16 protein-coding genes are annotated in these 15,060 nt (G+C 61.7%); 12 read left to right on the forward strand and 4 right to left on the reverse strand.

The window, feature by feature from the left end; genetic code table 11:
- Positions 1–36: 36 nt before the first annotated feature.
- The 5 genes from NKH99_RS07705 (at position 37) to NKH99_RS07725 (ending at position 4,925) form a co-directional block, all read left to right on the forward strand.
- Complete coding sequence (locus NKH99_RS07705; RefSeq protein ID WP_353013428.1) at positions 37–1,686, forward strand: ABC transporter substrate-binding protein; 1,650 nt, start codon at positions 37–39, stop codon at positions 1,684–1,686.
- A gap of 105 nt (positions 1,687–1,791) precedes the next feature.
- Positions 1,792–2,271, forward strand: a complete 480-nt coding sequence (locus NKH99_RS07710) for a DUF3828 domain-containing protein (protein ID WP_352682153.1) — start codon at positions 1,792–1,794, stop codon at positions 2,269–2,271.
- A 55-nt stretch (positions 2,272–2,326) separates the two neighbouring features.
- Positions 2,327–2,833, forward strand: a complete 507-nt coding sequence (locus NKH99_RS07715; RefSeq protein ID WP_353013430.1) for a hypothetical protein — start codon at positions 2,327–2,329, stop codon at positions 2,831–2,833.
- A gap of 11 nt (positions 2,834–2,844) precedes the next feature.
- Positions 2,845–4,029: a mandelate racemase/muconate lactonizing enzyme family protein gene (locus NKH99_RS07720; protein WP_352771545.1), complete on the forward strand. Its 1,185-nt coding sequence runs from the start codon at positions 2,845–2,847 to the stop codon at positions 4,027–4,029.
- A gap of 110 nt (positions 4,030–4,139) precedes the next feature.
- The gene (locus NKH99_RS07725; protein WP_353013432.1) at positions 4,140–4,925 is read left to right on the forward strand and encodes an alpha/beta hydrolase; all 786 of its coding nucleotides are present in this window, start codon (positions 4,140–4,142) and stop codon (positions 4,923–4,925) included.
- A gap of 14 nt (positions 4,926–4,939) precedes the next feature.
- On the opposite strand, the gene queF is transcribed toward NKH99_RS07725, so the two are convergent.
- Positions 4,940–5,401: a preQ(1) synthase gene (gene queF, locus NKH99_RS07730; protein WP_353013434.1), complete on the reverse strand. Its 462-nt coding sequence runs from the start codon at positions 5,399–5,401 to the stop codon at positions 4,940–4,942.
- A 113-nt stretch (positions 5,402–5,514) separates the two neighbouring features.
- Here queF and NKH99_RS07735 point away from each other — a divergent pair, with 113 nt between their 5' ends.
- Positions 5,515–7,560: an oxidoreductase gene (locus tag NKH99_RS07735; RefSeq protein ID WP_353013436.1), complete on the forward strand. Its 2,046-nt coding sequence runs from the start codon at positions 5,515–5,517 to the stop codon at positions 7,558–7,560.
- A 140-nt stretch (positions 7,561–7,700) separates the two neighbouring features.
- Here the strand turns inward: NKH99_RS07735 and NKH99_RS07740 are convergent, their stop codons facing one another.
- Entirely contained in the window at positions 7,701–8,108 is a 408-nt protein-coding gene (locus NKH99_RS07740; protein ID WP_023674396.1) for a hypothetical protein, read from the reverse strand.
- A 117-nt stretch (positions 8,109–8,225) separates the two neighbouring features.
- Here NKH99_RS07740 and NKH99_RS07745 point away from each other — a divergent pair, with 117 nt between their 5' ends.
- The 3 genes from NKH99_RS07745 to NKH99_RS07755 all read left to right on the forward strand — a co-directional run bounded on the left by NKH99_RS07745 (position 8,226) and on the right by NKH99_RS07755 (position 9,428).
- Positions 8,226–8,651, forward strand: a complete 426-nt coding sequence (locus NKH99_RS07745; protein WP_352473629.1) for a MarR family winged helix-turn-helix transcriptional regulator — start codon at positions 8,226–8,228, stop codon at positions 8,649–8,651.
- 79 nt (positions 8,652–8,730) lie between these two features.
- Positions 8,731–8,973: a type II toxin-antitoxin system Phd/YefM family antitoxin gene (locus NKH99_RS07750; RefSeq protein ID WP_352473667.1), complete on the forward strand. Its 243-nt coding sequence runs from the start codon at positions 8,731–8,733 to the stop codon at positions 8,971–8,973.
- Positions 8,974–8,990: 17 nt separating this feature from the next.
- Complete coding sequence (locus NKH99_RS07755) at positions 8,991–9,428, forward strand: type II toxin-antitoxin system VapC family toxin (RefSeq protein ID WP_352473630.1); 438 nt, start codon at positions 8,991–8,993, stop codon at positions 9,426–9,428.
- Between the two features lie 11 nt (positions 9,429–9,439).
- Here the strand turns inward: NKH99_RS07755 and NKH99_RS07760 are convergent, their stop codons facing one another.
- Entirely contained in the window at positions 9,440–11,512 is a 2,073-nt protein-coding gene (locus NKH99_RS07760; RefSeq protein ID WP_353013439.1) for a putative bifunctional diguanylate cyclase/phosphodiesterase, read from the reverse strand.
- Between the two features lie 265 nt (positions 11,513–11,777).
- Between NKH99_RS07760 and NKH99_RS07765 the strand changes: the two genes are divergently transcribed.
- The 3 genes from NKH99_RS07765 to NKH99_RS07775 are packed head-to-tail and all read left to right on the forward strand — an operon-like array spanning position 11,778 to position 14,470.
- Positions 11,778–12,965, forward strand: coding sequence for a glycine C-acetyltransferase (locus NKH99_RS07765; RefSeq protein ID WP_353013441.1), 1,188 nt, complete (start codon positions 11,778–11,780; stop codon positions 12,963–12,965).
- Positions 12,966–13,013: 48 nt separating this feature from the next.
- Positions 13,014–14,048, forward strand: a complete 1,035-nt coding sequence (gene tdh, locus NKH99_RS07770; RefSeq protein ID WP_353013443.1) for an L-threonine 3-dehydrogenase — start codon at positions 13,014–13,016, stop codon at positions 14,046–14,048.
- Positions 14,045–14,470: a hypothetical protein gene (locus NKH99_RS07775; RefSeq protein ID WP_353013445.1), complete on the forward strand. Its 426-nt coding sequence runs from the start codon at positions 14,045–14,047 to the stop codon at positions 14,468–14,470. Before tdh ends, NKH99_RS07775 begins: the two co-directional genes overlap by 4 nt.
- Here NKH99_RS07775 and NKH99_RS07780 read toward each other — a convergent pair.
- A complete protein-coding gene (locus tag NKH99_RS07780) occupies positions 14,467–14,943 on the reverse strand; it encodes a MarR family winged helix-turn-helix transcriptional regulator (RefSeq protein WP_353013572.1) in 477 nt (158 codons plus the stop codon). The genes NKH99_RS07775 and NKH99_RS07780 overlap by 4 nt on opposite strands.
- Positions 14,944–15,060 lie beyond the last annotated feature (117 nt).

Below are 15,060 nucleotides of genomic sequence, written 5' to 3' on the forward strand. Positions count from 1 at the left end.
GGCGAAGACCCGATGCGAACCATAAGGGAGGAAAAAATGACACTCTTCAGAAGCAACGGCGATCGCGTACCGAGCGCCATCGAAGCAATGGCCAGCGAGGCGCGCGCCGGTCGCGTCGACCGGCGGGAGTTTCTGGCGCTGGCAAGCGCCTTCGGCGCATCGACGGCCCTTGCCTACGGCATGATTGGACTTGCCGTGCCGGAGCGGGCTTTGGCTGAAGAGCCGAAGAAAGGCGGAACGCTGCACGTTTCGATGTCGGTGAAGGCGCAAAAGGACACGCGCACCTACGACTGGGTGGAACTTGCGAACATTTCACGCTGCTGGCTCGAGCCGCTTGTCCGCTACACCCGCCAGTTCACATTCGAGCCGGTTCTGCTCGAAGGCTGGGAGGTCAACGACGACGCCACCGAATACGTGCTGCATGTGCGCAAGGGCATCGCCTGGAACAACGGCGATGCTTTCAACGCCGATGACGTGGCCTACAATCTGACGCGCTGGTGCGAGAAGGCTGCCGCCGGCAATTCGATGGCCGCGCGCGTCGGTGCGCTGATCGATGCAAAGACCGGCAAGGCCAGGGAAGGGGCGATCACCAAGGTCGACGACAACACGGTGAAGCTGAAGCTGAACGAACCGGACATCTCGCTGATCCCGAACTTCACCGACTATCCGGCGCTGGTGGTCCATCGCAACTTCGACGCCGACGGCGCCAATCCGATCGAGAAGCCGATTGGCACCGGGCCGTTCGAACTGGTGTCTTATGCGGTCGGCCAGAAAGCGGTCGTCAAGCGTCGTGAGAATGGCAAATGGTGGGGCGGTGAAGCGCTTCTCGACGGCGTCGAATTCATCGACTACGGAACCGATTTCAACGCCTCGATAAATGCATTCGACTCCGGCGAAATCGACCTCAACTTCGAGACGCCGGCCGACTTCATAGACATTCTCGACAAGATGGGGCTGGTCAAATCGGAGGTCGCGACAGCGACCACGCTCGTCGCCCGCACCAACATCACGAACAAGCCCTATGACGACAAGCGGGTTCGCAACGCCCTCCAGATGGCCGTCGACAACAAAGCGGTGCTCGAACTTGGCTACGCCGGGCGAGGCACTGTTGGTGAAAACCACCACGTCAGCCCGATTCATCCGGAATACTACGCGCTGCCCAAGAAGACACGCGACGCCGCGGGCGCCAAGAAGCTTATGGCCGATGCCGGGCAGGACGACTTCGAGCATGAACTGATCACCGTCGAGGACGATTGGCAAAAGAACACCGGCGACGCTATTGCCGGCCAGTTGCGCGATGCCGGGATCAAGGTGAAGCGCACCGTGCTGCCGGGATCGACATTCTGGAACGACTGGACGAAATACCCCTATTCGATGACCATCTGGTACATGCGCCCGCTTGGCGTACAGGTGCTGGCGCTCGGCTATCGCACCGGCGAGGCCTGGAACGAAACCGGCTACTCGAACCCTGATTTCGACGCCAAGCTCAAGCAGGCTCTTTCGCTCATCGACGTGGAAAAGCGCCGCGAGGTCATGAAGGACATCGAGCAGATCCTGCAAGATTCGGGCGTCATCATTCAGCCGTTTTGGCAGAAGCTGTTCAGCCACATGAACGAGAAGGTGAAGAACTACGGTGTCCACCAAACCTTCGAGATGGATCTCCAGAATGTCTGGCTGAACGCCTGAGTTGCCAGCAGAGGACGCGTTGCAGGATTTCATGGACCGCAAGAAAGCCGACGGGCAAAATGCGTGGTACTGATAGCTTCCGTCAGTGAACAATCGGGGACACCCATGAAACTGCCACTTTTTGTTGCCGCGCTTTCGATGGCCGTGCCGGCGGCCGCGTTTGCCGGCCCTGCTGCCAACGCCGTGAAGTTCTTTTATGTCCCGTCGGTCAAGTTCGAGGCCGATGCGCAATATCGCGACCGCTTCACCGCACCGGTGACGAAACTGTTCGAACTGAACGACAATGCGGCAAAGAACCATCCGGATGAAGTTCCCTGCATCGACTTCGCCCCTGGTCTCGATGCGCAGGACTATGACGAGAAGACCGTGGCCAAGACGCTGACGCTGGCCGAAACGCTGGACGACGACAGCGCCGAGGTGACGGCGACGTTCAACCTTTTCCCGGAAGGCGATGATTCCAAACGCGAAATGGTCTGGTCGTTGAAGAAGATCGACGGCCAGTGGAAGATCGCCGACATTACCTCGAAGACCAGCGGCTGGACCCTGAGTGCGCTCGAATGCCTGGCCGGGCAGTCGCCGGAGTGATGCCGTGCTTCGCTGCCGTCCCTGGATTTTGGCGACTGCGTGCCTGCTGGCCGGATTGAGCAGCGCCGCCGCTCAAGGCCTGTTCGGCGCGCCGCCCGCAAACGCGCCGGCCGACAGTGCGGCACCTCCGCCGGCAGTTTCGCCGCCGGCAGAAAACGCGCCGGCCGCAGCCGTGCAGCCGGGCTCGCCGACCGCGGTGGTGAAGCCGTTCTACGAGCATGCCGGGCTCGAGGTCGATCCGGCTCAGCGGGGCCATTTCACCGACCCGGCAAAGTCGGTGCTGGACAAGAGCGACGCGCTGCGGAAGTCGGGGCAGGGCGAGTGCCTCGATCCCAACATGGCGCTCGACAATTCCGAATACGAAAAGGCGGAGATCGACAAAAGCCTGAAGACCATCGAAGCGATCAAGGGCGACGAGGCCAAGGTCGTCGTCGCTTTTGTCGTCTCCGGCAATCCGCACCGGCTGGAATGGAAGTTCAAAAAGATCGATGGCGACTGGAAGATATCGGACCTGCTCTCGGTGACCGGCGAATGGGCGCTAAGCCAATACCAGTGCGAGTGAGAACGGAACCGATGAAGATCACCAACGTCCGCGTCACCCACGTCAACGTCCCGCTCGATGCTCCGTTCTGGTGGACGGCTGGTCTCTATGGCGGCGCCTCGAAATCGATCATCGAGGTCGAGACGGACGAAGGCGTGGTCGGACTGGGCGAGGCGCCATGGTGGCATTTCGGCGAGGTGATCAAGGCCGAGATCGCGCCGGCGCTGATTGGCGCCGATCCGCTCGACATCGCCGACTGCGAGGCGCGCTGCGTGCCGCCCTGGCAGATTACCGCCAACACCGGCGAGAATGCAGCCACGGTGGCGTTCGGCGCCGTCGAACTGGCGCTGTGGGATATAAGAGGCAAGGTCTTCGGCATGCCGCTCTACAAGCTGCTCGGCGGCGCGGTGCGCAAGGACATTCCGTTTTCGGAATATTTCGCCTTTCGCCCCGCTCACGGCGGAGCCGGCGGCGAGATGACCGCCGAAGCGATCGTCGACTACTGTCTCGGCATGCGAGAACAGCACGGCTCGACGATTTTCGAGGGCAAGCTGATCATGGGCGATCCCGAGCTCGAGATCAGGACAGTGCGCATGCTGCGCGAGGCGCTTGGCGATAAAGCCCAGATCAAACTCGATTCCAACATGCAGTGGTCGCTGACCACAGCGCGCTGGGTGCTGCGCGAGATCGAGCCGTTCAACATCCGCAACTACGAGGATCCGGTCGCGACCTTCGAGGAGATGGCTGCGCTGCGCCAGCATTCGCGCATTCCGTTCTCGACGCACATCCCGGATCTCAGACGGGCAGTCGCGCTCGGTGCGCCGGATTACTTCGTCTGCAATTTCGCAGCACTCGGCGGATTGTCGAAAACTCTGAAATTCATCGCCGCCTGTGAGGCGATGGGCAAGGGGTTCTGGTGCTATTCGAACGATCTCGGCATCATGACATCGGCTTATCTGCACGTCGTGGCGGCGACACCGTGGATCACCGAGGCGTCGCAATCCCTGTTTCGCTGGCAGATCGGCGATGTCATCAAGGACGGTCCTTTCCGCCAGACGGGCAATACGGTGCGCGTGCCGGAGGGTGACGGGCTGGGCGTCGAACTCGATCCGGCGGCAATGAAACGCTGGTCAGCGCACTTTACCGAACACGGGCCGATGCACCATTTCAGCGACCCGAACAGCCCCAGCCGCTACCGGCGGCTGCCGCTCAACTGATGCGAAGTGCACGTGACCGATCGATGAGAAGAGGTCCTGTCGTGGTTGCTTTATTCGCGGCGGTTTGCGTCCTGGCCTGCGCTGTCACCTGGGAGGCAGGAAGCCGCGCGGTGGCCCGCGTGCCTCAGCAAAGCTTCACGCAGCCTGTGGGGCTACCGGTGGAGCGCATCGTTCTGAAGCAGGAGGGCGCGCCCGACCTTGCCGGTTGGGTGGCGGATCGGCAGGACAGTTGCGGAACAATCGTGCTGTTACACGGACGCGGTTCAAACAAGCTGGCCATGGTTCCAAGAGCGAAGCTGCTTTTCGAAAGCGGCTACTCGATCGTGCTGTTCGATCTGTCGGGACATGGCGAAAGCGGCGGCGATATCAGAGGCTTTGGTTACATCGAACGGCAGGACGCCAGCCGCATCCTCGCCTTTGCGCGGCAACGCTTCGCCGGTCGCAAGGTGGCGGCCATCGGCTCGTCGCTCGGTGCGGCTGCTTTTGTATTTGGCGCTCAGCAGGAGCATGCCGATGCCTATGTCCTGGAGCAGCTCTACGCGACTTTGCTGGAAACCACGGCGTTGCGAGCGCCCTTGCCTATGTTGCGCGACGTACAGGCGACCGTCCTCTTGGCGCAGATGCAGCTCCGCCTTGGCTTCGGGGTAGATGATGTCAGGCCGGTCGATCGCATCGGCGCGATTGATCGGCCGATATTGCTGCTAGCAGGCAATTCGGATCCGTTTGTCGCTCGCAGCCAGACATTGGCGTTGAAAGATGCGGCAGGCGCTGACGCAAAGCTGGTCTGGTTCGACGGCGCGCGGCATGTTGATCTCTATCGCTATGACCAACAGCGGTACCGCGACGCGGTGATGCCTTTCCTGGAGACCAACCTGTGCCGGACCGGGATCAGGTGAGCCGCTCCGTCCGATTAGCCGCGCCCGCGATAGGGGGTGACGCCGGTGTCGGGCAGCCACACACCTTCCGGCGGCAGGCCGGTTTGCCAGAACACGTCGATCGGAATGCCCCCGCGCGGATACCAGTAGCCGCCGATGCGCAACCACAATGGCTTGGTCGCGGCGATGATGCGGCGGCCGATCATGACGGTGCATTCTTCGTGGAAGGCGCCATGGTTGCGAAACGAGGTCATGAACAGCTTGAGCGACTTCGATTCCACCAGCAGCGCATCGGGTGCGTAGTCGATGACGATATGGGCGAAGTCCGGCTGGCCGGTGACTGGGCAGAGCGAAGTGAATTCCGGGCAGGTGAAGCGAACGATGGCCGGCGGGCCGTCGCCGCGCGAAAACGGCACGGTTTCCAGGACTGCCGCTTCAGGGCTCTGTGGCGCCTCGACGTTAGTGCCGAGCTGGGTGAGATTTTTCGTATCGGTCATGAGCAGGTTCCTTGCTGCATGTCGCCCAAAACTGCGCAGCGATTTTGGGACAGCGACATGCGTAAAACAAAAATTTGCCGCTCATTAGCACAATTTGAAACAGCAGGAAGACGATGACCAGCAACGACCCGCTCCTCCAGCCCTATCAGCTCAAGCATTTGACGCTGAAGAACCGGGTGATGTCGACCAGCCATGAGCCGGCCTATTCCGAGGACGGCATGCCGAAGGAGCGGTACCGGCTCTACCATGCCGAAAAGGCCAAGGGCGGCATGGCGCTGACCATGACCGCCGGTTCGGCGATCGTCTCGCGCGACAGCCCGGCCGCTTTTGGCAATCTGCATGTCTATGACGACCGCATCGTGCCGTGGCTCGCCGAGCTTACCGATGCCTGCCACGAGCACGATTGCAAGGTGATGATACAGATCACCCATCTCGGCCGCCGCACCGGTTGGAACAAGGCCGACTGGCTGCCCGTCCTGTCGGCTTCGCCGGTGCGCGAACCGGCCCATCGCGCCTTTCCCAAGACTATCGAGGACTGGGATATCGAGCGCATCGTCGCCGACTATGCGGCGGCCGCGCAGCGCTGCCAGGCTGCCGGCCTCGACGGCATCGAGTTCGAAGCCTACGGCCATCTGATGGACGGTTTCTGGTCGCCGGCCACCAACCAGCGCGACGACGATTTCGGCGGCTCGCTCGACAACCGGCTGCGCTTCACCGGAATGGTGCTCGACGCAGTGCGTGCCGCGGTCGGCGAAAAGTTCGTCGTCGGCATCCGCATGGTCGCCGACGAGGATTTCGAGAAAGGCCTATCGAAACAGGAGGGCATCGAAATCGCCAGGCGGCTGGCCGGCTCCGGCAAGGTCGATTTCCTCAACATCATCCGTGGCTCGATCGAGACCGATGCGGCGCTGACCAAGGTCATCCCGGTGACCGGCATGCGCTCGTCACCGCATCTCGACTTCGCAGGGGAGGTGAGAGCGGCGACGAAATTCCCGACCTTCCATGCGGCGCGGATTTCCGACGTCGCCACCGCGCGTCACGCCATCGCCACCGGCAAGCTCGACATGGTCGGCATGACGCGCGCCCACATTGCCGACCCGCATATCGTCAAAAAAGTGATGGAAGGCCGCGAGCACGAGATCCGCCCTTGCGTCGGCGCCACCTATTGCCTCGACCGCATCTATGAGGGCGGCGAGGCGCTGTGTATCCACAATGCGGCGACGGGCCGCGAGGCTGATATCCCCCATATTATTCCGAAAACCGAGGGACCGAAGCGGAAGGTGGTCGTCGTCGGTGCCGGCGCCGGCGGGCTGGAGGCGGCGCGCGTCGCCGCCGAGCGCGGGCACCAGGTGACGGTGCTGGAAGCATCGAGCCAGGCCGGCGGCCAGGTGCGGCTGGCAACGCAAAACCCGCGCCGCAAGGAATTGATCGGCATCATCGACTGGCGCCTGGCCGAACTCGACCGGCTGGGCGTCGAGATCCGCTACGACAAATGGGCGGAGACGGACGACGTGCTGGCGCTGTCGCCGGACGTGGTGGTGGTCGCCACCGGCGGCCTGCCGCAGAACCCGCCTCTGACGGCGGGCGACGATCTCGTCACCTCGAGCTGGGACATCATGGCCGGCAGCGTCAAGCCGGCCGAGAACGTGCTGCTCTATGACGACAATGGCGGCCATCAGGGCATGGGTGCCGCCGAACTGATCGCCAATAGCGGCGCCAGGCTGGAGCTGGTTTCACCAGAGCGCTTCTTCGCCCCGGAAATGGGCGGCATGAATCATGTGCCCTACATGCGCGCCTTCCAGGAAAAGGGTGTCACGGTGACCATCAACACACGGCTACGTTCTGTGCGGCGTGAAGGCAACCAGCTGATCGCCGAGCTCGCCTCCGACTTCGCCGATGGCTGGCGCGGCGAGCGGCGGGTCGACCAGGTGGTGGTCGAGCACGGCACGCTGCCGCTCGACGATCTCTACCTGGCGCTGAAGCCGCTGTCGAAGAACGCCGGCGCGATCGATTACGAAAAACTGATCAATGGCGGCGACATCTTTCCTGCGCGCAATCCGCAAGGCGGTTTCGTCGTCTTTCGCATCGGCGACGCGGTAGCTTCACGCAATATCCACGCTGCGATCTATGACGGCATCAGGTTCGGCTTGCGGATCTGAGGAATATTTTGGATTGATTGGTGGCGCGCAGCCGAACCTCCGTACGGAGAGCCACCACGGTACGTCGGTCCGGTCTGCGCGCCGCGCACGCCGCCGGCCATCGCCGGGCACCGTACGATCTTGCGATTGCGGCAGGACGTTCAAAACATCCTGGCGGTGGCCATGCAGAACACGGTGATGACCAGCAGGCCGCCGGCGATGCGTTCGCCCTTTGTCATCTTGGCGCGCAACTGGGTTTGCTTCGCCGCATCAGCGCCGGCCAACTGCCTGCTGGCGGAACCCACCAGCGCGCCCTGAACCCCGGCGGCGATTAACGCCGTCAAGATGCCGAGCGCCAAGACCTTCTCCATCGAGCCGAAAGAGCCGTTGTGGAAGAAATACCACAGCAGCAAGCCGGTGAGGAAAACCACGCCGGCTGCGCCCATTTGCGGCCGGAAGAAACGTTCCGCCCTGATCTCCGGTTCGCGGGCGACCGCGATGGTGGTGCCGGCCCAGAACACGCCCGCCATGACGTGAAGGCCGAGGACGATGATGTAGACATATTGCATGACCGCATTTCCTCTCTTGCCCACCGCCAGGCATATCGATAGATATCAAATGATTAGATGTCAACGCATAAGCTCGAGCCGGTTCCATAGGCTTTGCCCTTGTTCTAGTGTCGGATCATGACGCCCTTTGACCGCCCGCCGATCGGGATGAATCTCGCGCGCACCGCCAAGCTGGTTGCGCAGGCTTTCGACGCTGCCTTGGTCGAGGCAGGCGGCACGCTGCCGGTCTGGGTCACGTTGCTGTCGGTCAAGTCGCGGGAGCTGGCCAATCAACGCGAGCTCGCCGGCATGATCGGCATCCGGGGCGCAACGCTGACCCACCACCTCAACGCCATGGAGACGCAAGGCCTGCTGATGCGCCGCCGCGATCCCGAGAACCGCCGGGTTCACCAGGTGGAGCTGACCCAAGCCGGAGAAGCGCTGTTCCTGCAATTGCGCACCGCCGCGTTAGCCTTCGACAAGCGGCTGCGGAAAGGACTGTCCGACGACAGGCTGGCAGAGTTTGCACAGGTGCTGGCCGCGTTGCGGGCCAATGTCAGTTGATACCGATTGGACCGCAACCCTTGTTCCAAGCCGTCTGCAATGTTATATGACCATGGTAGTCATATGCGAGGGTGGCAACATGCGCGAAATTCAGTTGAAAGACGCCAAGGCGACGCTTTCGGCAGTCGTCGATCAGGCAGTTGCAGGAGAGCCTGCCATTATCACACGCCACGGTCGGAAGCAGGCCGTCATCCTGTCGTTCGAAGATTATCAGCGGCTGTCTCGGGTGCCGAGCTTCGGGCGGCTGCTGGCGGCTTTTCCCGGGGACAAGGACGACATTCCGCCTCGTTCCCGTAAGCCGGCTCGCAAGGTTGCGTTGTAGCGCGGCGACCAGCCCTGATGTTTCTGCTGGACACCAACATCATCTCGGCAATGGCTCCAGCCAGGAAGGTTGATCGGGCGGCGCTGATGGCATGGCTCGATATGGCGAGCGAATACCTGTTCCTATCCGTTGTGACTGCGTCCGAAATCGCGGCGGGGATAGCGAAGGCGGAGCGCGACGGCGCGACCACAAAGGCCGCGCTGCTACGCGACTGGTGGCAGGCAGTCGAGCACCTTTACGGGGCAAGGATTCTGCCCTTCGATTTGCGAGCCGCGCATGCCGCGGGTTCTATTCTTGATCGCGCAAGGGCTCATCGGCCGGGATTTGAAGATATAGCGATTGCTGCTACGGCCGAGGTTCACGGCCTGGTGATACTGACGGATAACGAGCGTCATTTCGCACCACTTGGGGTGCCGATGCTCAATCCGCTGAGAAACCTGCCGCCATTGCAGTAGTTCCGACTTTCCTACGCCCGGCAGCCCTGCAGCACCGTCAGCCTGGCCTTCTTGGGCGTTCGCGCCACCAGCCATTCGCGCACGCTGTCCGGCGGCATCGGGAAAGCGATGGAATAGCCTTGCACCTGGTCGCAGCCGATCGCCATCAGCGAGTCGAGCTCGGCTTCGGTTTCGGCGCCCTCGGCAACGATCGAGATGCCGAGACCGCGGGCGAGCTCGGTGAGGGCACGCACGATCTTGGTGTTGCCGCTGTTCTCGTTGATGTTCTGGACGAACCGGCGGTCGATCTTCAGCCGATCGATCTCGTTTGGATTGACATGGCTGAGCGATGCGTAGCCGGTGCCAAAATCATCGAGCTCGAGATGGATACCGGCGGCGCGAATGTGCCGCAGCTTTGCCGCGATACCGGTCTTCTCGTCGTCGAGGATGACGGATTCGACGATCTCCAGCGACAGTTTGTGCGCTGGCAGGCCAGCCCTCTCCAGCATGTCGAACAGGAAGACTTCGAAATCTGTCTCGCGCAGCTCCGAGCCGGATACATTGACGGCGATCCGTCCGAAGGCGATGCCTGCGCGGTTCCATTCGGCTGCTTCGTCGATCGCCTTGGCGATGACGATGCGGCCGATCTCGGGCATGAGACCGCATTTTTCCGCGATCGGAATGAACTCGCCCGGCGCGATCATGCCGCGCTCGGCATGTCTCCAGCGAACCAGAGCCTCGATGCCGCTGATGGCGCCGTCCGACAGCGAGACTTGCGGCTGGAAATAGACTTCGAACGCCTTCTCCGAGATAGCGGTCCTGATATCGAGCTCGAGCTGCTTGCGATAATCGAGTTCGTGCCTCAGCTCCTCGGAGAAGAACGACAAGCTGCCGCCGCCCTGCTTCTTGGCGGAATACAGCGCCAGATCGGCATGGACGAGCAGATCCTGCGCATTGTCGGCGTCGACAGGGTAGACCGCAATCCCGGCACTTACGCCCGGATGGATTGTCGTGCCTCGAAAGACGATCGGCTTGTTGAGCTTGGTCAGGATGCGCCGGGCGACGGTATCGATGTCCTCGGTGCTGCCGGCACCGTTGAGAATCATGACGAATTCATCGCCGCCGAGCCGCACGTTGAGATCCGACGTACGGCACGAATCACGCATGCGCTGCGCAGCCGCCACCAGCACATAATCGCCGGCGGCGTGGCCGAACGTGTCGTTGATCTGCTTGAACCGGTCGAGATCGAACTGCACCACGGCAACCCGTTCACGCCGTCGCCGCGCCGCATTGATCAGCGTATCGAAATGCTCGGTCAGGAAGGTGCGGTTGTGCAGGCCGGTCAGCCCGTCATGCACGGCAATAAAGGCCATGGAATTGCGCGCATCGACCAGCTCGCGCGTCCTGCGCAGGATGGCATTCGACATTGGCCTGAAAATGAAAAGCGCCACCAGCACGATGACGCCGATGGTCGAGTAGAACAATGTGCGGTTAAGATCGAGAAGTGTTTCGGATCGCTGGTCTGCAAAGGCGCTGATGCGCTGGCCAAGTGCGGCATAGCCCGACAATGTTGCGTTGGCAACGGAAGCGTTCAGGTTGACGCGCTCCTCTCCGCCTTTGTAGCCACCATTGCCGGCCATGTTGAGCCGCGATTCGAATGACGAGATCAGACGTTCGCCGTTGGCGATAAGCCCGACCGAGAAATAGTCGAGATGGTACGGCTTGGCGAAAAGCACGCTCTCGATCGATTTCGGATCGAACCTTGCCGGCGACGCCGGATCGGCGGCGGTCCGTTCGAGCAGCAGATCGTAGTTCTTCTCGAACTCCACCGTCGCTTGCTTGAGCGCGCTAACCAGGGCGCGCTGTTGATCGCTCTGGGCGCTGCCTGTCGCGCCGGCAAGGAAGACGATGCGCTGCGACAGGGCTTTTTGTGTGCTGACGATATCGAGCAGCGCCTGATTGTGCCGTTGGGTAGACATCACCTGTTGCAGCAGGATGAAGGAGGCCACGACCATGGCGGCTATGATCAGCAGAGCCAGCCAATAGCCGGATTTGATCAGGAATATGAGCCTGCCTGAAACGGCGTGCACCGGCTGCTGCGACATTTTCTGAGGCGGCCCTCTCGCCAACGAATTCTTGTGCGACAACCTTTGGCTTCAAAGTGTTAACAGGTTTGGGACGGCAGCAGGCCGGCGGCGGCGACCGTGGCGGGAAACCCGCAAAGTGGTTATTGCAATCTTTCGCTGCGCCTCCGCATTTGAACATCGTGGCCTCTGCGGTGCCATTGCCGCCACCGAAGCGGTCGCTTTTGCGATGGATTTTTCGTCCGCGCGGCGCGACAGTCCTCGTCGATCTCACCAGGGCCCGATCATGACCGAAGCATTCCTTTCCCACATCGACAGCGAGCTTGAAGGACTGAAATCGGCCGGCCTTTACAAATCCGAACGGGTGATAACCTCGACCCAATCGGCCGAGATCGAGGTCGGCGGCGAGAAGGTGCTGAATTTCTGCGCCAATAATTATCTCGGCCTCGCCGACAGCGCCGAACTGCGCGAGGCGGCCAAGCAGGCGCTCGACCGGTACGGCTACGGCATGGCGTCGGTGCGCTTCATCTGCGGCACGCAGGAAGAACACAAGCAGCTCGAGGCGACCATTTCTGACTTCCTCGGCATGGAGGACACCATCCTCTACGGCTCCTGCTTCGACGCCAATGGCGGCCTGTTCGAGACGCTGCTCGGCGAGGAGGATGCGGTCATCTCCGATGCGCTGAACCACGCCTCGATCATCGACGGGGTACGGCTGTCGAAGGCAAAGCGCTTCCGCTACGCCAACAACGACATGGCCGATCTGGAAGCGCGGTTGAAAGAGGCGCGCGACTGTCGGTTCCGGCTGATCGCCACCGACGGCGTGTTCTCGATGGATGGCATCATCGCCAATCTGAAAGGCGTCTGCGACCTCGCCGACAAATACGATGCGATGGTCATGGTCGACGACAGCCATGCTGTTGGCTTCGTCGGCAGGAACGGCCGTGGCTCGGCCGAACATTGCGGCGTCGAGGGCAGGGTGGACATCATCACCGGTACGCTGGGCAAGGCATTGGGTGGCGCGTCCGGCGGCTACACGTCGGGCAGGAAGCAGGTGGTCGACTGGCTGCGCCAGCGCTCGCGCCCCTATCTGTTTTCCAACACGCTGATGCCGGCGATCGCTGGCGCTTCGATCCGGGTTTTCGAGATGATCCGCAATGGCGATGCGTTGCGCCAGCGCCTATGTGCCAATGCGGCGCGGTTTCGCTCCGAGATGGGCAAGCTCGGTTTTACTCTGGCCGGCGCCGACCATCCGATCATCCCGGTGATGCTGGGCGACGCGACGCTGGCGCAGGAAGTGGCGGCGCGGATGCTGAAGCGCGGCATCTATGTCATCGGCTTCTCGTTCCCGGTGGTGCCGAAGGGCCAGGCGCGCATCCGCACGCAGATGTCGGCCGCCCATTCCGGCGCCGACATCGAACGCGCGGTTGAGGCGTTCGCCGCAGTCGGTCGCGAACTCGGCGTGATTTCCTGAGCGGCCGGATCAAGAGATTCAAGCGACTAAGGTTCTGGGGACAAAAGAATGTCGAACATGATGAAAGCGCTGGTCAAAGCCAAGGCCGAGCCGGGCATCTGGATGGAAGAAGTGCCGGTGCCGGAAATCGGTCCGAACGACGTGCTGATCAAGATCAAGAAGACGGCGATCTGCGGCACCGACGTGCACATTTACAATTGGGACCAGTGGGCGCAAAAGACCGTGCCGGTGCCGATGGTAACCGGCCACGAATTCGTCGGAACCGTCGCCGATTTCGGCACCGCGGTGACCGAGTACAAACTCGGCCAGCGCGTTTCCGGTGAGGGCCATATCGTCTGCGGCCATTGCCGCAACTGCCGGGCGGGCAGGGGGCATCTGTGCCGCAACACGCTCGGCGTCGGCGTCAACCGGCCGGGCGCCTTTGGCGAATACCTTGCGATCCCGCAGCACAATGTCGTGCCCATCCCCGACGATGTGCCGGACGAGATCGCGGCAATTTTCGATCCTTTGGGCAATGCGGTTCACACCGCATTGTCCTTTGATCTCGTCGGCGAGGACGTGCTGGTCACCGGCGCCGGGCCGATCGGCATCATGGGTGCACTGGTGGCGCAGTGCGTTGGCGCGCGAAAAGTGGTCATCACCGACATCAACCCGGTGCGCCTGGCACTGGCGAAAAAGCTCGGCGTCCAGCATGTCGTCGATGCGTCGAAGGAAAAGCTGCGCGACGTGATGCCGGCGCTCGGCATGACCGAGGGTTTTGACGTCGGCCTCGAAATGTCGGGTGCCGCGCCGGCCTTCCGCGACATGATCGACACCATGAACAATGGCGGCAAGATTGCCATTCTCGGCATCGCGCCGACCGGCTTCGAGATCGACTGGAACAAGGTCATCTTCAAGATGCTGCATCTGAAAGGCATCTACGGCCGCGAGATGTTCGAGACCTGGTACAAGATGATCGCGTTGGTGCAGGGTCCTCTCGACGTCAGCGGCCTGATCACCCACCGCATCGGCATCGACGACTACATCTCCGGCTTCGAGGCAATGAAGAGCGGCAATTCCGGCAAGGTGGTGATGGACTGGTGACACCACTGTCTTTCCGACACCTGAACCTGGATTGGAACGCTGAGCCCAACGCTCCGAATGTAGAACTAACCGTTGAGGATAAAACGGTTCAGCTTACCTTTCTGTTGAACCCATGGGACTGTGAGGCCAGCAAGGGAGAGACAGGAACCCTTCGTTTCATCGGTTGCAGTCGTTGGCGATGGGACTCCACAAATGATCACGCCTGGTTCTCAGGTAAAGGCCTTTACAGCAAGCAGGCTCCCAAATGGGGCGAGTTCTACGAGGTGATCGGCGATAGCCGGTCAATCAGCGAAAACGATTGGGAAATTCTGGCGCAAGATGGACCTAACTCGCGGCGTTTCCTGTTTTATTTTCGCGACGACACGATCGAAGTTGTTGCTGAATATTGGTTGCTTGCTCGACAAATGCCAAGCACTGGCTAGCCCCTTCGTTCAAGACGATTGGCTTCGACCCCAACCTCGGCTCGTCCCAAACGGCTCTCCAGAGCGGCTAATGCTGCCTCAATTGCCGCGCGGTCGCTATTCCTCAGCCTCTCCAGCAGCTCCCGCTCGAACTCCTTCGCCAGCGGCACCATTTCGCGATAGGCGGCAAGCCCCGCTTTGGTCAGCGTCAGATGCTCGACGCGACGGTCTTTCTCGTCTGGCGTGCGGGTCAGCCAGCGGCGCCGCTCGAGTTCGGCGACCGCGCGCGAAACCTTGGTCTTGTGCATGGCCGATTGCTCGCCGAGCGCCGTCGCCGTCATCGTGCCGTGCTGTCCAAGTCCCGCAAGCGTGCGCCATTCGGGCCGGGTCAGGCCGTGGCGGTCCTTGTATATCCTTGAGAATTCGCGGCTGACGGCATCGGCAAGCCGATAGAGCCGGTAAGGCAGGAAGGATTCCAGCTCGAGGATTTCCATGGTTGGCCCTGACTGGGCATGCTGGCGGCTCATGCCGAAATCACCGTTGATGGTTACATTTTCAATGGTTACAAATGAAACCGGTATGGTCAACTCGGAGCATCTTTGCGGATGCGC

Source organism: Mesorhizobium sp. M0854 (assembly GCF_040319815.1).
GTDB lineage: Bacteria > Pseudomonadota > Alphaproteobacteria > Rhizobiales > Rhizobiaceae > Mesorhizobium.